General features: G+C 47.5%; 24 protein-coding genes. 18 read left to right on the top strand and 6 right to left on the bottom strand.

The genetic code is table 11. The annotated features are described in order from the left end of the window. Positions 1-9: 9 nt before the first annotated feature. From B0F88_RS18795 to B0F88_RS18780, 4 genes are all read left to right on the top strand, one after another. On the top strand, positions 10-111 hold the full coding sequence (locus B0F88_RS18795) for an energy transducer TonB (protein WP_258076677.1): 102 nt from the start codon (positions 10-12) through the stop codon (positions 109-111). A 264-nt stretch (positions 112-375) separates the two neighbouring features. Then, on the top strand, positions 376-1,044 hold the full coding sequence (locus tag B0F88_RS18790; protein WP_104425478.1) for a MotA/TolQ/ExbB proton channel family protein: 669 nt from the start codon (positions 376-378) through the stop codon (positions 1,042-1,044). A gap of 5 nt (positions 1,045-1,049) precedes the next feature. Beyond that, positions 1,050-1,460, top strand: a complete 411-nt coding sequence (locus B0F88_RS18785) for an ExbD/TolR family protein (protein ID WP_104425477.1) — start codon at positions 1,050-1,052, stop codon at positions 1,458-1,460. A 377-nt stretch (positions 1,461-1,837) separates the two neighbouring features. Continuing rightward, positions 1,838-3,724 (top strand): potassium transporter Kup, encoded by a 1,887-nt coding sequence (locus B0F88_RS18780; protein WP_104425476.1) that lies wholly within the window; start codon positions 1,838-1,840, stop codon positions 3,722-3,724. 66 nt (positions 3,725-3,790) lie between these two features. Here B0F88_RS18780 and B0F88_RS18775 read toward each other — a convergent pair whose 3' ends face one another. Continuing rightward, positions 3,791-4,309: a hypothetical protein gene (locus tag B0F88_RS18775; protein ID WP_104425475.1), complete on the bottom strand. Its 519-nt coding sequence runs from the start codon at positions 4,307-4,309 to the stop codon at positions 3,791-3,793. 274 nt (positions 4,310-4,583) lie between these two features. Between B0F88_RS18775 and B0F88_RS18770 the strand changes: the two genes are divergently transcribed. After that, positions 4,584-5,186: a peroxiredoxin gene (locus B0F88_RS18770; RefSeq protein ID WP_104425474.1), complete on the top strand. Its 603-nt coding sequence runs from the start codon at positions 4,584-4,586 to the stop codon at positions 5,184-5,186. Between the two features lie 213 nt (positions 5,187-5,399). On the opposite strand, the gene B0F88_RS18765 is transcribed toward B0F88_RS18770, so the two are convergent. Both B0F88_RS18765 and hslO read right to left on the bottom strand, forming a co-directional pair. Continuing rightward, positions 5,400-6,185, bottom strand: coding sequence for a hypothetical protein (locus B0F88_RS18765; protein WP_104425473.1), 786 nt, complete (start codon positions 6,183-6,185; stop codon positions 5,400-5,402). 11 nt (positions 6,186-6,196) lie between these two features. Continuing rightward, complete coding sequence (gene hslO, locus B0F88_RS18760; protein WP_104425472.1) at positions 6,197-7,066, bottom strand: Hsp33 family molecular chaperone HslO; 870 nt, start codon at positions 7,064-7,066, stop codon at positions 6,197-6,199. 87 nt (positions 7,067-7,153) lie between these two features. Between hslO and msrA the strand changes: the two genes are divergently transcribed. The 4 genes from msrA to B0F88_RS18740 all read left to right on the top strand — a co-directional run bounded on the left by msrA (position 7,154) and on the right by B0F88_RS18740 (position 10,682). Beyond that, positions 7,154-7,792 carry a peptide-methionine (S)-S-oxide reductase MsrA gene (gene msrA / locus B0F88_RS18755; protein ID WP_104425471.1) on the top strand — a complete coding sequence of 213 codons (639 nt, stop codon included), beginning with the start codon at positions 7,154-7,156 and terminating at the stop codon, positions 7,790-7,792. A gap of 266 nt (positions 7,793-8,058) precedes the next feature. Then, entirely contained in the window at positions 8,059-9,441 is a 1,383-nt protein-coding gene (locus tag B0F88_RS18750; protein WP_104425470.1) for an ATP-binding protein, read from the top strand. Continuing rightward, positions 9,419-9,967 carry a response regulator transcription factor gene (locus B0F88_RS18745; protein WP_104425469.1) on the top strand — a complete coding sequence of 183 codons (549 nt, stop codon included), beginning with the start codon at positions 9,419-9,421 and terminating at the stop codon, positions 9,965-9,967. Before B0F88_RS18750 ends, B0F88_RS18745 begins: the two co-directional genes overlap by 23 nt. A 523-nt stretch (positions 9,968-10,490) precedes the next feature. After that, positions 10,491-10,682, top strand: a complete 192-nt coding sequence (locus B0F88_RS18740; protein WP_104425468.1) for a hypothetical protein — start codon at positions 10,491-10,493, stop codon at positions 10,680-10,682. A gap of 112 nt (positions 10,683-10,794) precedes the next feature. Here the strand turns inward: B0F88_RS18740 and lpxD are convergent, their stop codons facing one another. Both lpxD and moaC read right to left on the bottom strand, forming a co-directional pair. Next, entirely contained in the window at positions 10,795-11,835 is a 1,041-nt protein-coding gene (gene lpxD, locus B0F88_RS18735; protein WP_104425467.1) for a UDP-3-O-(3-hydroxymyristoyl)glucosamine N-acyltransferase, read from the bottom strand. Positions 11,836-12,032: 197 nt separating this feature from the next. Further along, positions 12,033-12,524: a cyclic pyranopterin monophosphate synthase MoaC gene (gene moaC, locus B0F88_RS18730; RefSeq protein ID WP_104425466.1), complete on the bottom strand. Its 492-nt coding sequence runs from the start codon at positions 12,522-12,524 to the stop codon at positions 12,033-12,035. 126 nt (positions 12,525-12,650) lie between these two features. Between moaC and moaD the strand changes: the two genes are divergently transcribed. The 9 genes from moaD (at position 12,651) to B0F88_RS18690 (ending at position 18,685) form a co-directional block, all read left to right on the top strand. After that, the gene (moaD, locus tag B0F88_RS18725; RefSeq protein WP_104425465.1) at positions 12,651-12,884 is read left to right on the top strand and encodes a molybdopterin converting factor subunit 1; all 234 of its coding nucleotides are present in this window, start codon (positions 12,651-12,653) and stop codon (positions 12,882-12,884) included. A gap of 2 nt (positions 12,885-12,886) precedes the next feature. Then, positions 12,887-13,333 (top strand): molybdenum cofactor biosynthesis protein MoaE, encoded by a 447-nt coding sequence (locus B0F88_RS18720; RefSeq protein ID WP_104425464.1) that lies wholly within the window; start codon positions 12,887-12,889, stop codon positions 13,331-13,333. Positions 13,334-13,370: 37 nt separating this feature from the next. Then, complete coding sequence (locus B0F88_RS18715; protein WP_104425463.1) at positions 13,371-14,186, top strand: DUF2797 domain-containing protein; 816 nt, start codon at positions 13,371-13,373, stop codon at positions 14,184-14,186. Between the two features lie 245 nt (positions 14,187-14,431). Beyond that, positions 14,432-14,599 carry a hypothetical protein gene (locus B0F88_RS19475; protein ID WP_181049961.1) on the top strand — a complete coding sequence of 56 codons (168 nt, stop codon included), beginning with the start codon at positions 14,432-14,434 and terminating at the stop codon, positions 14,597-14,599. Positions 14,600-14,609: 10 nt separating this feature from the next. Continuing rightward, the gene (locus B0F88_RS18710) at positions 14,610-16,346 is read left to right on the top strand and encodes an acetolactate synthase 3 large subunit (RefSeq protein ID WP_104425462.1); all 1,737 of its coding nucleotides are present in this window, start codon (positions 14,610-14,612) and stop codon (positions 16,344-16,346) included. Continuing rightward, positions 16,346-16,837, top strand: coding sequence for an acetolactate synthase small subunit (gene ilvN / locus B0F88_RS18705; RefSeq protein ID WP_104425461.1), 492 nt, complete (start codon positions 16,346-16,348; stop codon positions 16,835-16,837). The genes B0F88_RS18710 and ilvN overlap by 1 nt, the downstream gene beginning before the upstream one ends. Before the next feature lie 53 nt (positions 16,838-16,890). Beyond that, the gene (ilvC, locus tag B0F88_RS18700) at positions 16,891-17,907 is read left to right on the top strand and encodes a ketol-acid reductoisomerase (RefSeq protein ID WP_104425460.1); all 1,017 of its coding nucleotides are present in this window, start codon (positions 16,891-16,893) and stop codon (positions 17,905-17,907) included. A 197-nt stretch (positions 17,908-18,104) separates the two neighbouring features. Then, complete coding sequence (locus tag B0F88_RS18695; protein ID WP_104425459.1) at positions 18,105-18,371, top strand: AbrB/MazE/SpoVT family DNA-binding domain-containing protein; 267 nt, start codon at positions 18,105-18,107, stop codon at positions 18,369-18,371. Further along, positions 18,365-18,685 carry a type II toxin-antitoxin system PemK/MazF family toxin gene (locus B0F88_RS18690; protein WP_181049960.1) on the top strand — a complete coding sequence of 107 codons (321 nt, stop codon included), beginning with the start codon at positions 18,365-18,367 and terminating at the stop codon, positions 18,683-18,685. The genes B0F88_RS18695 and B0F88_RS18690 overlap by 7 nt, the downstream gene beginning before the upstream one ends. 19 nt (positions 18,686-18,704) lie before the next feature. Here the strand turns inward: B0F88_RS18690 and B0F88_RS18685 are convergent, their stop codons facing one another. Continuing rightward, a complete protein-coding gene (locus B0F88_RS18685; RefSeq protein ID WP_258076739.1) occupies positions 18,705-19,439 on the bottom strand; it encodes a cytochrome P450 in 735 nt (244 codons plus the stop codon). Positions 19,440-19,510 lie beyond the last annotated feature (71 nt).

The following is a 19,510-nucleotide window of genomic DNA, read 5'->3' as shown; positions in this document are numbered from 1 at the left end:
GAGGCCGCCATCGAAGCGGTCGAAAAATGGAAATTCATTCCAGCCAAGCGGGGCGACACGCCGGTGGCCAGTTCGGTTATCGTACCCATTAACTTCGTTTTGAATAACTAATAAGTAGACGTTCAAAAGTCTTTTAACGTAACCATGAAGAGCATGAAGGACGTGAAGTTATTTTTCTTCTTCATGATAAATAAGAAGACACATGTTTTTTCATTGGGTTAAAAAACATTTGCTTACTTACATGTACTGCCCAATGGACAGTGCGAAATTGGAGTGCGGGCTTCGCCTGTCTGGCAAGCGAAGCTTGAACTCCCGTTTTCGCGTCTTTCGTGGACAGCGCTTAACCCCAATTAATAAATAAAAAAGGAGACATTAATGCCCACTCATATTTCGCCGGAAGTCATCATCGACGGCACTTTGTACACACTGCTGATCTTCTCGGTGGCGACCTGGACGGTGATACTTTTTAAAATCTGGGAGTTTGCCAATAACAGCTATCGCAACCGGCGTTTTCACGCCGCGTTCTGGGATGCAGCCGATTTGGCGCAAGCCGAAACCGTGTCTTCGGATGCCGTCGCCATCGGCCCGCAGGCCCGGATCGCGCAAAAGGGCTTCGCCTGGCTCAATGAAAGCCGCTTATCCGACGGCAAGCATCTAAAATACTGCGGCGCTCCGGCCGACTTGCTGGAACAGGCCATGCTTGAGCAAATGCAGCAGGAGCAACACCGGATGGAAAGCGGCCTGACCATGCTCGCCAGCATCGGCAGCACCGCGCCGTTCGTCGGCCTGTTCGGCACCGTATTGGGCATCATGCATGCGATGCATGAAATCACCGCCAGCGGCTCGACCAGCCTGGATGTCGTGGCCGGCCCGATCGGCGATGCGTTGGTCGCCACCGCAATCGGTATCGCCGTCGCGGTACCCGCCGTATTGGCCTATAACTTCTTCCTGCGCCGGGTCAAACAGCACCGCGCCGGCTTGGAAAACTTCGTTGCCAGCTTTCTGCATATCGTCTTCGGCGCAGACGGCAAAGATAAGGAATAGACATCATGGCCTTTAAACCCCAATCGGAAGATGAAGGAGCGATGAGCGAGATTAACGTCACGCCGCTGGTCGATGTGATGTTGGTGCTGGTCATTATTTTGCTGGTGACCGCGCCTATGCTGACGCAATCCGTGCATGTCAAGTTGCCGAAAACCGCCGAGACCACGGCGGATACCAAAGATCAGCCGCTACAGCTCGGCATCGATGCGCAGGGGGCGATAACCTTGAACAAACTGCCGATGGCCGACCTGGCCGCATTGGAAACGGCGTTGAAGAACGAGCTCGTGCAAAACCCCGAGATCGGCCTGCATTTATACGCCGACCAGGACGTTGTTTATTCCAAAGTTGCCGAAGTCATGGCGACCGTGCAGCACGCCGGGATCGCCAAAATAGCCTTTGTGACCGAGCAGCAGTAGTCAATTTCTTCGCAGACAAGACCACGAAGAAACGTTCCGCAAAAGCGGTATTCTTCGTGGTTTGCTAATACCCCTATATAATTCTCGACTAGCCGGAATTTCAGCTTTGGTTCAAGCGACGAATACGGCGCGCGGCAATTATGTCGAATTCCATTAGGCTTTGATCAATCGATGCTGAACGCGATGAAAGTGAGCATCGGCGGATGTGATGGTTATGCCCGCCGATAAAAGTTATACTTTTGCCTCCCGTTTGCGTTTTTTGTCGGCGGCGGTACGGGGCGACGTCCACGGTTCTTTATCTGCAATTTACAGGGTATGCGCTATGTTCAAAACAGAATGCCGACCCGTTAATTTTTTTCCCAATCCATATTCTTACTATGTCGATCAGCTCACAGAGCCAGTCCAGAAAGCAAGTAACGGTTTTAGCGCTAAGCGCAATCGGCGTTGTATTTGGCGATATTGGCACCAGTCCTTTATATGCTGTTAAGGAAATCTTCGGCAGCCATTTGCCTATTGATAAACCCCATGTATTAGGCGTTCTGTCGCTGGTTTTCTGGGCATTGACCTTGATTGTTGCGATCAAATACGCGACTTTTATTATGCGTGTTAACAATAAAGGGGAGGGCGGCATCATGGCGCTAATGACTTTTGCATTGCAAAGCGCTAATGATAATCCGCAAAAGACACGATTTATCATCACCATTGGTTTGCTCGGCGCCGCATTGTTTTACGGCGACGGCATTATTACTCCCGCAATTTCAGTATTAAGCGCAGTCGAAGGCTTGCAAATTGTTGCGCCCTCTTTAAGTCATTATGTATTGCCCGTCACCATCGCAGTGCTCTTCGCGCTTTTTATATTGCAGGCTAAAGGAACCGGAACGGTTGGAAAGCTGTTTTCACCGATCATGTGCCTTTGGTTTGCGACATTGGGCGGTCTTGGTGTGATTAATATCAGTCACGCTCCGGGCGTGTTGGCTGCGGTTAACCCCTATTACGCGATTCATTTATTGATCGAATTGGGATGGCACGGCTTTTTAATTATGGGGGCTGTGGTGTTGGCCGTCACCGGCGCTGAAGCGCTTTACGCCGATATGGGGCATTTTGGTTTGAAGCCCATCCGTTACGCCTGGTTCGGTTTTGTTTTCCCCGCTTTATTGCTTAACTATTTTGGGCAAGGCGCGCTGCTGCTTGAACACCCTGAGGCGGTGAAAAATCCATTCTATTTGCTTGCGCCGACCTGGGCGAGGTATCCGCTATTGATTTTGGCGACAATGGCCTCTGTTATTGCCTCTCAAGCAGTCATATCGGGCGCATTCTCGGTCACCAGGCAAGCCATACAGCTTGGTTACTGCCCACGCATGAATATTTCGCATACTTCGGGCCGGGAAGTAGGGCAAGTGTATATTCCCGCGATCAACTGGTTATTGATGGTTTCGGTATTTGTTGTGGTGTTGAGTTTTAAATCTTCCTCGGCGCTCGCTTCCGCTTACGGCATTGCCGTTACCGGCACCATGATTGTCGATACGGTGTTGGTGTTCATCGTCATTCAAGAGCTGTGGCAATGGAAAAAATCGGCCGGGGTTACTTTTTTGACAACGTTCTTAACCGTAGATTTTTTGTTTCTGTCATCCAACAGTCTAAAAATACCGACTGGTGGCTGGCTGCCTTTGGTTATCGGGTGTGTGTTGTTTTTGATGATGACCACATGGATTAAAGGCCGGGCATTGCTGGCGGAGTATATCGATGAGAGACGGATGTTGTTTGAGGAGTTGGAAGACAGGATAGCCAGTCATCGGCCGGTAACCGTTAAAGGCTCAGCGATTTACCTGACTAAAAGTTTACATGGCGTACCGCAGGTATTTCTGCATAATTTTGAGCATAACCATGTGCTGCACGAACAAATCGTTGTATTAACCATAGTGACTAAGGACGAGCCATACGTTGATGTGGCGCATCGGATCAAGATTCGCTCCTTTGGCAAGGAGGGCAATTTTTACCGGGTCAAGCTTTATTATGGCTTCCAGCAAAGCCCGGATGTCAGGCAAGCCTTAGAACAATGCGCTCAGGAAGGATTAAATATCGATTTCAAGCTGACATCGTTTTTCATCGGTAGCGAACGGCTCTCTTTTAGGAGAAAAAGTTCGATGCCTCAATGGCGCAGGCCTTTATTCAGGTTTTTATTCCACAATGCCTCAAGCGCGATAGAATTTTTCAAAATTCCGGTTGATCGCGTCATTGAATTGGGCATTCGCATCGAACTTTAGCGGTTCATGAGAGCCGGTTGTTTAGCAGGCCAACTGCCCGCCCGGCGTCTAACGCGGAATCTTCGCTTATGCCATCGCTACTGCGTTCAAATTCTCGTCATCATACAGACGTGTTTTTTTCCAGCCTGCAAATTTGCCGTCATAAAATTCAAGGTCATTATCAATTGAATATTCATAGCAGCTTCTAAACAGCTTGGCGGTGCGGAATGCATGCAATTCATCGTCCGCCGTTACTTTATCGACATTGCCGACCTGGAAGGTTTTATTCCTGGATTTGCCGTTACTGACCCAAAAAACGGTATAGCAAAGGTAGCTTTTGTCTTTACGATGATCATACTTGACGGTTCTGGACACGCCTGTGACACCGGTGGTGGTCTTGTTTTTCGGTGGTTTAAGAAAACGTGTCTTGCTGCCTTTTAATACGGTCAGCATCTGGTCGCGCCAGGTTATTGCGGCTTTCAGCGATTTGCCTTTGTTACCCCACAGTTTATGTGAAAAATAACGGCTGCTCTCCTTGCCGCGTCTTACGATGCGTACTTGAAAACCAAACACATCGGGTTCGGTAATATGTTTATTTTTTGCCATGATAGAATTCCATTAAATGAATTAACCAAAATGAATTTAACAGCCAGGTTAGGGCGACAAGCTTCAAAAAACTCTGGCGAGAGTTAATGCCCGACATTATTGTAAGCTATTGATGACAAATTATGGCTAAAATTGAAATTAAAGCAAGCTAAAAATCATAACAATTCGACAATTTCCTACTAAACTGATGTACAATTTCATCAATCCACTGCTTCAGTGGCTAACATCAAGTTAACAGTCTTTTGTTTTTTTCACTATTTATTGGAGATAATCAATGAGCGTATTAGTCGGTAAACAAGCACCTGATTTTACAGTTCCTGCCGTTTTGGGCGATGGTCAAATAGTTGATTCATTTAGTTTTTCTGAGGCTACTAGCGGCAAGTATGCGGTAGTGTTTTTCTATCCGTTAGATTTCACTTTTGTTTGTCCAAGCGAGTTGATCGCTTTGGATCACCGTATCGATGAATTCAAAAGCCGTAATGTTGAAGTGATCGCCGTCTCTATCGACTCTCATTTCACTCATAACGCATGGCGCAACACACCTGTTAATAAAGGTGGCATCGGCCCTGTTCGTTACACAATGGCTGCCGACATATCTCATTCTATTTGTAAAGATTATGATGTTGAAGCCGGTGGCGGCGTGGCTTACCGCGGCACATTCCTGATCGATCGCGCCGGTCTGGTTCGTCATCAGGTTGTTAACGATCTGCCTTTAGGCCGTAACATGGATGAATTGCTGCGCATGATCGACGCGTTACAATTCCACGAAGAACATGGTGAAGTATGCCCGGCCGGATGGCGTAAAGGCGATTCCGGTATGAATGCAAATCCTGACGGTGTAGCGGAATACCTGGATAAAAATGCTGACAAGCTGTAAATAACAGCTAATTATTGTGTCGGTCCAACCGGTTTGGACGGCATCAAACAAAGGCCTAGGCAGTAACTGCCTAGGCCTTTTTTATTGTTCAAGGGATGTAATTTATAAAAATGGATTGCGGATGCCAAAACTAGGCGCTTATAGACGAAGCGGATTAGACATAATAAATGCTGATTTAAAATCCGCCCAATCCGGGGCTCATCGATGATTTTGTTACTTGGGATTATTTTTTGCGACAGCCGGCGCCTCGTCCAGAAATTTCCGATAATTAATGGAAACCTTAAGTCCGGCAAAGCGTCCCGCCATCCTAATCAACTCCTGCGTTTTCTTGTCAAAGGTGATTTTGACTTCGTTTAAGGCGCGATCCTCATAACCTTCTTCTATGCGATGAGTTTCCAGCAGAAAACGGTAAATATACACCTCCTGTTCCCCTTCATCTTTAATTTCAAAAGGGGCGCCCAACTGCGCCAGAACGGCCGGTTTTCTGGGCAAATCGTCGGATATTTTTTCCAACAATGCGGAGTTGGCTTTAAGTTGCTGCTTTTCTTTATCGATTTCGGCGCCGCCGATAGAACGTAAAGAAACCTCTAAAAACTTGGGCGGGGCAATGGCTAAAAACAGCGAAGAAAACGACCAGGCAATCAATCGGTTTTCTTTATTGAAACTCAAATCCGAGTAAAACTTTATTTCCGGCTTGATCAGGTTGTTGTTGCCATCAACCTTACGGAACCAGTATCGCCAGCGTCTCCCTTCCGGCGTAGGATCATCCTGGCTGGCATACAGTTTGGACAGGGAAACAAAGTCCTGGCTGTAAAGAATGGGATCTTTGAAGTGTAAGGTAAATTCATCGGTGGTCTCTACGGAAAAGTGGCGGTCAAATTCATCCATTTGCAGGTAGACTTGGTAAGCCCGAATCCAGTACATGCAACCGGATAATGAGGCTGTCAGCGCCAGCAAAAAAATAACGAGAAGACTGCGTTTAATTATTCCGGTTTTCATAGGATGAGTTATCAATGTCGTGTTTCGGAGTCAGTAGCGGCGTTTTGCTGAGACAGGATATTTTCGACATCAACTTTATCGAAGCGGTAGTGTTCGCTACAGAATTCGCAAGTGACTTCAATAATGTCCCGCTCCTTTAGAATATCTTCGAGTTCAGTCCGGCCCATGGCGAATAATGTTTTCTCGATGTTTGACCGTGAACAGGCGCAGCTGAATTCAACCGGTTCTGGATCAAAGAGTCTTACTTTTTCCTGATGGAACAATCGGTACAGCAGCTGCTCGCAATCCAGGTCGAACAGTTCCTGCTCGGTCACTGTGTTTGCCAGTATCTCGATATGTTCCCAATCGGCCTGGTAATTTTCCTGCGCCGGCAGTTCCTGTAACAATAATCCTACGGCATGGGTGGCATTGGCGAATAGCCACAAGCGGGTCTTAAGCTGCTCCGATTGCTCAAAATAGGTTTGCAAGGCGGCGGCCAAATTACTGCCGTGCAGCGGAACGATGCCTTGATAGGGATGGCCGTTTTGCGATTCGATAGTGAGTACCAGCCGTCCGTGTCCGAACATGGATTCTAATGAGCCGACAGTCACGTTTTCCTTGCCTCTTACCAAGCCTCTGATTTTTCGCTGATCCGTTGCCTGAGCAACCAGCGTCTTAATATCGCCGTCGCCTTGAGCCTGAAGAATCATCGAGCCTTTAAACTTGACCGTAGCCGACAACATGACAACGGCTGCGAGAGCCTGTCCCAATTGTTGCTGCACATTTTCAGAGCCGCGCTGATGCTGTTTTGCGGCCTGCCAGCTGGTGGTTAATTTAACCCACTCTCCTCGAACGCCCAGTTCTTCAAATAAAAAACGGCGTAGTAAATCTTGTTCTATCATGGTTCCCCGGTTAAAAAATCGTGCATTTTACGGCATCAGGCTCATAATAATGTTCGCCCAAAAAGTCTTATAAAAATACCACAGGCTATGATTTTTTCATCTAAAAAACTTATTTTACCCGATCCTAAAGAAGCCTTGCCCGGCCGAAATACGCCCATGTCTGTTATCAACAGGCATTTCGTGACAGGCAACCCGATAGTTCCGCCGTTTCCGGAGAACATGGAGCAGGTTTTGTTTGGAATGGGGTGTTTCTGGGGCGCGGAGCGGAGGTTTTGGCAATGCCGTGGCGTGTTTAGCACGGCAGTCGGTTATACCGGCGGCTACACGCCTAACCCGACTTATGAGGAGTTATGCACCGGTTTAACCGGGCATAATGAGGTCGTCAAAGTGATCTATGATCCGGCTATTATTTCATTCCGTGACCTACTTCAGGTTTTTTGGGAGTCCCATAACCCGACGCAGGGCATGAGGCAAGGCAATGACATCGGCACGCAATATCGATCCGGGATTTATACCTATACTCAGGAACAATTTGATGAGGCGCTGGCATCAAAACAACACTACCAGAATCAACTCACTCGAGCAGGATTCGGCCAAATAACCACAGAGATTATATCGGTTGGCGAGTTTTATTATGCCGAGGATATGCATCAGCAATATCTGGCCAAGAATCCTATGGGGTACTGCGGTTTAGGAGGGTTGGGAGTGGTTTTTGATCAGGTTTGATTTCGCCGGGCAAAAAAAAGGCGGTTTAAAAAAACCGCCTTGGAATATATTTAGGAAGAATATAACGCAACTTTTCAGCTATGGTGCTCTACTAGAGCCTTAAAAGTTAGGTTAATAATATCAACAAATATTTCAACATAAAATGTGACATATTGTCGCAGTTGTGTATTGGTTATTTATATTTAAAAAATCCAACCGATAATATACCTAAATATTTTTAGTTTCTTGATTTAGGATATTTCTACAACATACCGTTTTAATAAAAAATGCTTTCATACGCCTCGCATAAATCAGAACTTTCCGCCCGACAAAACCTGAAATGGCTGTTTATTCTCAGGAATTTGATGATACTCAGTGAGGTTATACTCATTGTTTTATCGGTATATGGCCTTAATATTCGCCTGCCTGAGCAGCCGCTCTGGCTGGTGATATTGTCGATAGGCGCGGTCAATGTCTATACCTCAATGCGTTTACAGACGGAAGATCCGGTTACGGAGCTGGAAATCTTTTCCCAGTTAGTTATTGATGTTTGTGGCATTACAGCATTGCTGTACCTGACCGGAGGCGCCTCGAACCCGATTACCTGGGTATTCCTGTTGCCGTTGATTATTACCGCCATCATGCTGCATCAATCCTATGCTTGGTATATGGTGATTTTAACCACGTCCATGTATACGGCGCTAATGGCCTACAATATTCCTTTGCCGTCGATAGAACCCCACATGCCCAACCCGGAAATGCGGTATTCCGATGCAAAAAATTATGAGCTGTTGCAGCATGTGCATTCGATGAATGACAGTCAATATTTTAATCTTCATATTTTCGGCATGTGGTTCGGTTTTGTATTCAGCGCCGGCTTAGTCGCATTCTTTGTCGTTGAGCTGGCTAAAACGCTGAAAGCCCAGGAACGCAGTTTGGCCGAAGCACGGGAAAATGCGTTAAGGGATGAGCGTGTTGTTGCTTTAGGGACATTGGCGGCTAGCGCCGCCCACGACATGGGAACGCCATTAGGCACTATTGCCATCGTGTCGCATGAGCTTGAGCAAGAGTACCCGACGCATCGTTTTCCAGATTTGCATGAGAAACTATTGATCATGCAGCAACAGATTGATCGCTGTAAAACAGCGCTGTCGGTGATGTCGGCTTCTGCCGGCGAAATGCGCGCAGAATCCGGTCGAGCCATGCTGCTGACCGATTATATTGATGAGGTCATCAATCAGTGGCGTACTCACAAACCGACGGTAAAACTGAGTTTTTTTATCAATCCTGAAGTTGAGACGCAGGCAAAAATTATTGCCGAGCTCACGCTGACCCATTCGATTATTAACATTCTGAATAATGCCGCTGAAGCATCTCCCTCGGAAAAAGGTATCGAATTTCATGCGTCATGGGATTTGGACCATGTGGTTATTAAAATCAAGGATTTTGGCCCAGGCTTGCCCCCGGAATTGATTGATTTTGCCGGTAAACAACCCGTTGTCAGTAAAAAGCGCGGCTTAGGGGTGGGGCTATTTTTAGCTTATTCCACTATTAATCGACTGGGCGGTAAAATTAATTTTTACAACAGCGAGGCGGGCGGCGCCTGCGTGGAAATCATCTTACCCCTTTTAAATACAGAGAATAATCATGACAACCCAGGAAACGGATAAACCACGGCTGTTGCTGGTGGATGACGATGTGACTTTTTGCAATGTATTGAAGAGTGCATTGGAAAAAAGAAATTATGAGGTATTGGTCGCCAACGACGTTAAAACAGGCATATCGTTTGCAGAGCGTTATCTGCCCGAATATGCCGTGATTGACTTGCGTATCGGTCATGAATCCGGCCTGGAGCTGGTGAAAACGCTGATCTCTTTGGACGACAATACCGTTTGCGTGATGTTAACCGGTTTCGCCAGCATTGCTACAGCGGTGGAAGCCATAAAGCTGGGTGCCACACATTATCTAACCAAGCCGGCCAATGCGGACGAAATTGTAAACGCCCTGCATAAAAATGATGGCGACTCATCGGTCTCGATTAGTGAAAACCCCTTGTCCGTAAAACGTCTGGAATGGGAGCATCTGCAAAAAGTGTTGATGCAGCACGACGGCAACATTTCCGCTGCCGCCAGGGCGTTGAACATGCACAGGCGCACGCTGCAACGAAAACTGGATAAAAAGCCGGTCAGAGAGTAGCGGATCATTATCAGGGCGGGCTTTAGTCTAAAGCCCATCTTCAATTCTTTCGGGAAATGAATGGCCCTGTTCTTCCGCGTTGAAGCAAAAAATACTTTCGTATTGCCTCAATTAAATCGCCTGTGCTTTCGTGTATCCGATTTGTAGTGCGATTGGGTTCGGCAATTTTAGACACGATTATCTTTCCAATGCTGGTGGCTTGATTTCCGGTCGAAACGAGTCAATCGGCAGCAATGCCCTAATATCGTTTGAGGCTCCGGTATATTTTCATTAGTTTTCATTTGGTTGCCGAGCATCATCTTGCCGTTTTTAATTGTCAGAAATCTTCTTTACCTCATGGAGCCTGATGCGATTGGTGTTTTTTTATTTATAGCTTTGACATAACGCCGTATCTCATGATAAAAAGTACCCTGTCGTTTATTACTTAATTCGACAAGCAACTCCATAACACAGTTATTGAGGAGCTCCCTTTGAGGAAAGGGAATACAACAATATAATTAAATAAACTTTCGAGGATTTTAAAATGGCTGAAGAACAAGAAAAAGATAACACATGGTTGATTGCTGGTGTTGCTATTGCTGCTGTTATTGTTTTAGTTGTATTGCTGAAACAAGATGAAACTAAACACTTACAAAGCGGTAGTGTAGCTCAGTTGCAACAAGAAACTTTCTCAAACATCGAGAAAAGAAAAACCAGCAACAAAACCGCTCAGTAAGACTACAAACCTAGTTTAACTGGAAAAAACCCTCCATCGTTTCGGTGGAGGGTTTTTTTTGCTTTGCAGTTTTTGTTTCGAAACGCTAGGTCGGAAGCCTTTGATGCGTGGACTATGAATTGCCTTCCAGCATCTGGATTTTTTCCTCCAGCATTTTTACTTTCTTCAACAGCTCGGGCAACTTGCTGATTGCGATCTGCTCTTTATAAGCTGTTTTCTTGTCTTTTGCCGGACTGCCGAAAACCTGGGCGCCTGCCTGGACGTCGCCCGCCACGCCGGAACGGGCCATGACAACTGCGCCTCGACCAATCGTAACGTGATCGGCAATGCCAGAGCTTCCCGCCAGAATCGCATAGTCTTCAATGTTGCAAGAGCCGGATACGCCCGTTAAGCCGCACATGATGACGTTTTTGCCGACTTTGTTGTTGTGTCCAATCTGCACCAGATTATCGATTTTGCTGCCGGCTCCTATTAAGGTGCTTCCCAATGCGCCTCTGTCTATGCAGGTATTGGCGCCAATCTCGACATTGTCTTCGATAACCACATTGCCGACTTGAGGGACTTTGACATGCGCGTTATTCCGAAACTTATAACCAAAGCCGTCAGCGCCAATGATGGCTCCCGAATGAATAATGACATTATTGCCTATGACCACATCGTCATAAATAACGGCATAAGGGTAAATCCGGCAGTTTTTGCCTATTTTGACATTTTTACCGACATAGGCCCCCGCATGTATCTGGCTGTCATCGCCTATGCTTGAGTCTTCGCCGATGATGGCGTAAGGGCCTATATACAAGTTATTACCTAAGATTATATTGGCCTCAAGCACCGCCTGCGGCGCAATTTTCTGTTCGTAAGTTCTGGCAGGATGCAGTAATTCGACCGCTTTGATAAAGCTGAGCTCAGGATCGGGGCAAATTAACAGCGTCATGCTTTCCGGTACATTTTCAACACCGAAGCCTTCCGCAATAAAGCAGGCGGAAGCCATTGAATGTTTAAGGTGCCGGGTATAGCGACTGTTGGTCAGCTGCGTGACTTGACCTTGATGTGCAGAGGTGATTTCTGCCGCTGAATGGATGGTTGCTGATGAATCGCCGCCTTCAATCCGCGCGCCACAAAGATCGGCCAGTTCTTTTAATATAATCGACATAGTTGTCTCTGCTGTTATTTGAGATAACGCCAAAACAATCGGCGCCTTGTTGCAAAAATAAGTTTAGTGTAACAAATCTGATAGGCATCGACATTACCTGTATCGGCTTGCTCGTCAGAATGATAAGGAGGGCAGTGTAGCCGGTTTGATTTTTGTATTCTGTTTTCCAGCGCCCAAATGCCACAATTTAGGCTGTTTCAGGCAACATTCTGTTGATCGTATTGCCAGTGTCCCGATTTGCCGCCATCTTTTTCCAGTAGCCGGACTGACTGGATAACCATGCCTCTATCTACGGCTTTGCACATATCGTAAATGGTCAGTAAGGCAATTTGCGTGGCGTTTAGCGCTTCCATTTCTACGCCGGTCTGCCCGTTTGTTTTTACGGTGGTTTGGCAGCGTATCCGGTTGTTGTCGATTTCAGCGCTCAGCTTGATTTCAACATGCGTTAGCGGCAGCGGGTGACAGAGCGGAATCAGGTCCGCAGTTTTTTTGCTGGCCATGATGCCGGCAATTCTTGCTATAGCCAGCACGTCGCCTTTTTTGTGGCCGCCGTCTACGATCAGCTTGAGCGTTTCCGGCTGCATTTCAATATAGCCTTCAGTGATCGCGGTGCGCTGGGTGATCGCCTTCTCGCCGACGTCAACCATATGCGCTTCGCCGGATTGATTAAAGTGGGTTAATGCAGTCATTTTTCTGTAAAATTAGCAGCGAAACAGTCAAGTGGTTTTTATTATAACAACTGCCGGTTAAGAAAACTAAAAAGGAGGCCGGTCTCCCGTAATGCACCTGGTGCCCGTTTTATTGAGTGAATGACTATGTCGATTAAGGTGCGTTATTTCGCCAGCTTGAAAGAAAGTATCGGCCGTTCGGAAGACAATCTGGAGATTGCAGGCTTGGCTACAGTCGGCGACGTGTGGCGCTACGCCAATCCGAACAAAGTGCTGCCGGATAATATCCTGGCGGCGGTGAATATGGATTATGTCGAATGGGACGCTGCTGTTAATGACGGCGATGAAGTGGCTTTTTTTCCGCCGGTGACCGGGGGGTGATTATGGACATAAAAATTTGCCCTGAACCTTTCGATCCCTGGCAGGAGATTCAGGCGCACCAGTCTTCGGTAGCGGACATGGCCGGCAAGTTCGGCGCAACCAGCATTTTTATAGGTACGATGCGCGATTTCAATGAAGGCGATAATGTTCAGGGCATGACGCTGGAACATTATCCCGGCATGACCGAAAAACAGCTGGAAAAAATCGTTGCCGAAGCCATGCGGCAATGGCCGGTTATCGACGCATTGGTAATGCACCGGGTGGGCGATATTCTGCCGAATGAGCCGATTGTGTTGGTGGCGGTCTGGACATCGCATCGCGGCGATGCCTTTGATGCGAGCCGCTACATCATGGAGGCGTTAAAATCGAGAGCGCCTTTCTGGAAAAAGGAGCTGTTAAAATCCCAATCCGAGCGTTGGTTGGTAAAAAATACCGACGGTTATCTTTAACCGGCCCATTGTTATTATATTTTTAGGGAATGTCTGAATGCAGGGACAATTAAGAAAAATGCACGTCCGACTGGAACAACAGGTTCAATACGAGCTGCCGGTCGGTGATCAATCGGTTTCGTTAAATCCGCTGATCGGCAAGCCGGTTAAGCTGACGTATACCGGAAAAATATTTTGCATGCACTGCAACAGGGCGATTAAAAAGAGTTTTAACCAGGGCTATTGCTACCCCTGTTTTACCTCGCTGGCGCAATGCGACATGTGCATCATGAAGCCGGAAACTTGTCATTATGAGGCGGGTACCTGCCGGGAACCCGCATGGGGAGAGGAGTTCTGTTTTCAGCCGCATGTGGTTTATTTGGCCAATTCCAGCGGCATTAAGGTCGGCATCACTCGGCAGTCTCAAATTCCGACGCGTTGGATCGATCAAGGCGCGGTGCAGGCGCTGCCGATTTTTAAGGTGCAGTCGCGTTATATTTCCGGCCTGATTGAAATCGCCATCGCTAAACATGTCAGCGATAAAACCAGCTGGCAGCAAATGCTTAAAAGTAAGGCTGAGCCTATCGATCTGCTTGCAAAACGGGATGAATTAGTCGCGGTTTGCGAGGCGGAGTTGGCCGACATTACCCAGCGTTTCGGCCAACAGGCGATTGAATGTTTAATCGACCAGCCGGTTGTGGACATTCATTTTCCTGTAGACAGTTACCCGGTCAAGATCAAGTCGTTTAACCTTGATAAAGACGCCGAAGTATCAGGGGTGCTGCACGGTGTTAAAGGCCAGTATTTATTGCTGGATACCGGCGTGATTAATATCCGCAAGTTTGCCGGTTACGAGGTTGAATTTTCAGCGTAGTCGAGGCCTGTTCCAGAAAAACAGTTAGTCCGCGAAAGACATAAAAAGCACAAAAAATACAAAGGCACGCCAAACTGTCGACATGGAACAACGCCGTAATCGCGTCATCGGGCTCAACGCCTGTATTGCACCAACTTTTCTTTAAATTCACCGGCAACACTTTTTTAACGATATTTTTATCCGGCGGCTAATGATGAACTGTAATTGATTGTTATCGGCCGGGCAAGAATCAAAAAGGATAAGAGATGCGTGTACAATTCGACCAAAAACCTAGTAAAATGCTTGCATTATGCCGTCTGAACAAGGCGGCTGCCAGCAGCGGTTTATCTGGCGTCTTTAAAAACACACCGGGTATTTGGGGGCTTGAGTTTTTTAAAACGCAGTTAATCGGCTTAATTCGAAAGTCTATTTGAGGGTATTAGCGTGGAGCTAAACGGCGCACAAATCGTAATTCAGAGTCTTAAGGACGAAGGCGTAGAATATATTTTTGGCTATCCCGGCGGGGCGGTATTGCATTTATACGACGCCCTTTTCCAGCAGGATGAGGTCAAACACATCCTGGTTCGGCACGAACAGGGCGCCACCCATGCGGCGGACGGCTATGCCCGTGCGACCGGCAAACCGGGCGTAGTCCTGGTTACTTCAGGCCCCGGCGCAACCAATGCCGTAACCGGCATTGCTACCGCGTATATGGACTCCATCCCGATGGTGGTTATTTCCGGGCAGGTACCGTTGCCGGTCATCGGCAGCGATGCGTTCCAGGAAGTCGATATGGTCGGTATTACCCGGCCCTGCGTGAAGCATAATTTCCTGGTCAAAGACGTCAACAAACTGGCTGAAACCATCAAGAAGGCCTTTTATGTGGCGACAACCGGCCGCCCCGGCCCTGTTGTTGTCGACGTGCCTAAAGACATCACCGATCCCAGAATCAAAGTGCCTTATAAATACCCTAAAAAAGTATCTATCCGTTCGTATAACCCTGCGGTTAGCGGTCATAAAGGACAGATTAAAAAGGCCGTTGATTTATTATTGACCGCACAAAAGCCGATCATTTATTCCGGCGGCGGCGTGGTTTTGGGTGAAGCCAGCAAGGAGCTGACCGAATTTGCTCACACGCTGGGTTTTCCGATCACCAATACCTTGATGGGCTTGGGCGCTTATCCTGCAACCGACAAGCAGTTCGTCGGCATGCTCGGGATGCACGGCACTTATGAAGCCAACATGGCGATGCATGACAGCGATGTGATTATCGCTATCGGCGCGCGTTTTGACGACCGCGTTACCGGCAAGCTGGACGAGTTTTGCCCGCATGCCCAAATCATCCATATCGACGTCGATCCTGCGTCTATTTCCAAAACCGTTAAGGTTGCGATTCCTATCGTCGGCGAAGTCAAGCCGGTATTGGAGCAGATGCTGGAAATGATCAGGGAAAGCAAAAAGAAACCGTCCAAGAAAGCCTTGGAAAGCTGGTGGAAGCAGATCGACCAATGGCGGGCCGTCAAGTGCATGGAGTACGACCGCAGCAGCCAGCTGATTAAACCGCAATACGTGATCGAACAGTTGTACGAAGTCACCAAAGGCGAGGCCTATGTCACATCGGATGTAGGGCAGCATCAAATGTGGGCGGCCCAGTATTATCCGTTCGACAAGCCGAGGCATTGGATTAATTCGGGAGGTTTGGGCACGATGGGATTCGGCTTGCCTGCGGCCATCGGCGTTAAGCTGGCGTTTCCCGATTCGGACGTCGCCTGCGTGACCGGCGACGGCAGCATCCAAATGTGCATCCAGGAATTATCGACTGCATTGCAATACAATGCGCCGGTAAAAATCATCAACCTGAACAACAGTTATTTGGGCATGGTTCGCCAGTGGCAGGAATTTAGCTACGAAAGCCGCTATTCGCATTCGTACATGGATACCATCCCGGACTTCGTCAAACTGACCGAGGCATACGGCCATGTCGGCATGCGTATCGACAAACCGGAAGATGTCAGGCCTGCGCTGGAAGAAGCGTTTGCGATGAAAGACCGCACGGTATTTTTGGACATCCTGACCGACCGGACCGAAAACGTTTACCCGATGATTGAAGCGGGCAAGGCCCATAACGATATGACCTTAAGAGTCGCGGACGGCACATCAACCGACAGGGAATTGGCGTAATGAGACATATTATTTCTATCCTGATTGAAAACGAATCCGGCGCGTTATCGCGGGTGGCAGGCTTGTTTTCCGCGCGCGGCTACAATATCGAATCCTTGACCGTAGCGCCTACGGAAGACCCCAGCCTGTCGCGTATGACCTTGGTCACGCGCGGCAGCGACGACATTATCGAGCAAATCACCAAGCAGCTGAATAAACTGATTGATGTGGTTAAACTGATCGACTTGGTCGAATCCGTTCATATCGAACGGGAACTGATGATGGTCAAGATCAGGACCACCGAGCACACACGCGAAGAAATCAGAGGCATGGCGGATATATTCCGCGGCAAGATTATCGACGTGACGCCAACCACTTATGTCGTGGAAATGACCGGTCCGTCCAGTAAACTCGATGCGTTTATCGCAGCCATTGACGGCGACAGCATTATTGAAGTCGTCCGTTCCGGGCCGACAGGTATATCGAGAGGCGAAAAAGGGTTGCATTTGTAAGCTTTAGCTTTTCGTCTAATTAATTTTAAAAACACCAAAAACAGGAAAAAACCATGCAAGTTTATTACGACAAAGATGCCGATCTTTCAATCATCAAAGGTAAAAAAGTGGCCATTATCGGTTACGGATCGCAAGGCCATGCCCACGCTCTTAATCTAAAAGAATCCGGCGTTTCGGTTGTCGTGGGCTTGCGCGCAGGATCACCTTCAGTGGCTAAGGCTGAAGCGCATGGTTTAATCGTACAGCCGGTTGCACAAGCGGTTGCCGGTGCGGACATCGTCATGATTCTGACGCCTGATGAATTCCAATCAAAATTGTACAAGGACGAAATTGAACCGAACATCAAACAAGGTTCAGTATTAGCATTTGCCCACGGCTTCTCAATTTTGTACAACCAAGTCGTGCCACGCGCCGATTTGGACGTGATCATGATCGCGCCTAAAGCCCCAGGCCATACCGTTCGTTCTGAATTTGTACGCGGCGGCGGCGTTCCCGACTTAATCGCAGTTCATCAAGATGCTTCAGGCACAGCTAAATCGATCTGCTTGTCTTACGCGTCAGCCATCGGCGGCGGTCGTTCAGGCATCATCGAAACCACATTCCGCGACGAATGTGAAACCGATTTATTCGGCGAACAAGCGGTATTATGCGGCGGCGCGGTTGAACTCGTAAAAATGGGTTTTGAAACCCTGGTTGAAGCGGGTTATGAGCCTGAAATGGCCTACTTCGAATGCTTGCACGAATTGAAGTTGATTGTTGATTTAATGTTTGAAGGCGGTATCGCCAACATGAACTACTCCATTTCCAACAATGCAGAGTACGGCGAATACGTTACCGGCCCAAGAGTCATCAACGAAGAAAGCCGCTGGGCGATGCGCGAAGCGTTGAAAAACATCAGAAACGGCGAGTACGCCAAGCAGTTCATTATGGAAGGCATGACCAACTATCCTGAAATGACCGCCAAGCGTCGTTTGAATGCAGAGCATCCGATTGAAGTGGTCGGCGCGAAACTGCGCAGCATGATGCCTTGGATCAAAGCCAACCAGATTGTTGATAAAACCAAAAACTGATCTTATCTTCCTCTCTTGCACCTTCTCCCTTGAGGGAGAAGGTTGGGATGAGGGGTATAAATCTATAGTCAGTTTAAGCGTTTAAAAAAGCCCGTCTTTATGATGGGCTTTTTTTTGCGCTAAAGTGAATTTGACCACCGACTTCAAAAGTAATTACAATGTAACTATATTTTATTAAGGGCTAAAAGGGGGCAAATATGGCGCATTTAATCAAAATAGGAAATTCTCAAGGCATCAGGATACCGCAACCGCTTATTAAACAAGCCAATCTTCAAGATAAGGAGTTTGAAATTCACGTTGTAGATAATGGCTTATTAATCACCCCGACAAAAAAAACCAGACAAGGCTGGGAAGAGCAATATAAAAGCATTTCTGCCGCTCAAATCGAGCAGGATTTTAGCAAAACCCATAGCAATATTGATCATAGCGCAGATCTTGCCACCGGTGAGGCGTGGGAATGGTAGTTAAACGATTTGACGTTTATCTGATCGAACTTGATCCGGTTATTGGCAGTGAAATTAAAAAAACCAGACCCTGCGTTATCGTTTCGCCCAATGAAATGAATTGCTTGAAAACGGTTTTAATCGCACCCATGACTACTAAAGGGTTTCATGCGCCCTCAAGAGTTGAGCTTCAGTTTCAGGATAAGACCGGGCTGGTTTTGCTGGATCAATTGCGGGCGGTCGATAAGTCCAGGCTGGTTAAAAAGCTCGGGACTATAGATGCTAAAGCACAAAAAAAGATTTCATCAACTTTGGTTGATATGTTTGAGTTTTAAATTCAACTGATCAGCGCAACTAATGATGTCTGCTTCGAACGACTAACTTCGCCGGAACCCCGCCCTTAGGCTTCAGAGTCACCGCCATTTCAATTTCGGCTTCATCCGTATCAAGCAACTGCAAATCAAAGTGCTGAGCGATCATGCTCAACAAAAGCTGGCTTTCCAGTAACGCAAAATGATTGCCGATACAGACGCGCTCACCGGTGCCAAACGGCATGAATGAAAACCTGCGATTCTCATCGCTTAAAAAGCGTTCGGGATCAAACCGTTCTGGCTGTTGCCAAAAATCCGGGTGATGGTGAATATTGTAAATACTGAACATCGCCAGCCTGCCTTGCTTTAACGAATACCCGTTAATCTCGGTATCCTTGATAATTTTGCGCATCATAATGCCGACAGGCGGACGCAGGCGCATCGATTCGTTCAATACCGCTCTGGTATAGACAAACTGCTGCAAGTCTTCCGCCGTTGGGATTTTGCCGTGCAGCAATGTATCGAGTTCCTGACGCAGTTTAGCCAGTACATCCGGGTGGCGGGCCAATAAATAGAGGGTCCAGGTTAACAGGTTAGCGGTGGTTTCATGGCCTGCGGTAAAAATGGTAATGACTTCATCGCGAATCTGTTTGTCGGACATAAGTTCGCCGTTGTCATCGCTTGCGTTCAATAACATATCCAACAAATCGTTGTGTGCTGCTGGTTGGGCGCGGCGTTGCTCGATTATTCCGTAGGCGGATTCAACTCCGAAGTGCAATCTTAGTAATCATGCGGCATCCCTCTCTTGTTCAGGAAAAAAGACCTCATGAGGTGTTTTAAAATTGAGTG

This window comes from Methylobacter tundripaludum, assembly GCF_002934365.1.
Classification (GTDB): domain Bacteria; phylum Pseudomonadota; class Gammaproteobacteria; order Methylococcales; family Methylomonadaceae; genus Methylobacter_A; species Methylobacter_A tundripaludum_A.
Note: the sequence above shows the minus strand (reverse complement) of the source record. Positions and strands in the feature narration are given on the sequence as shown.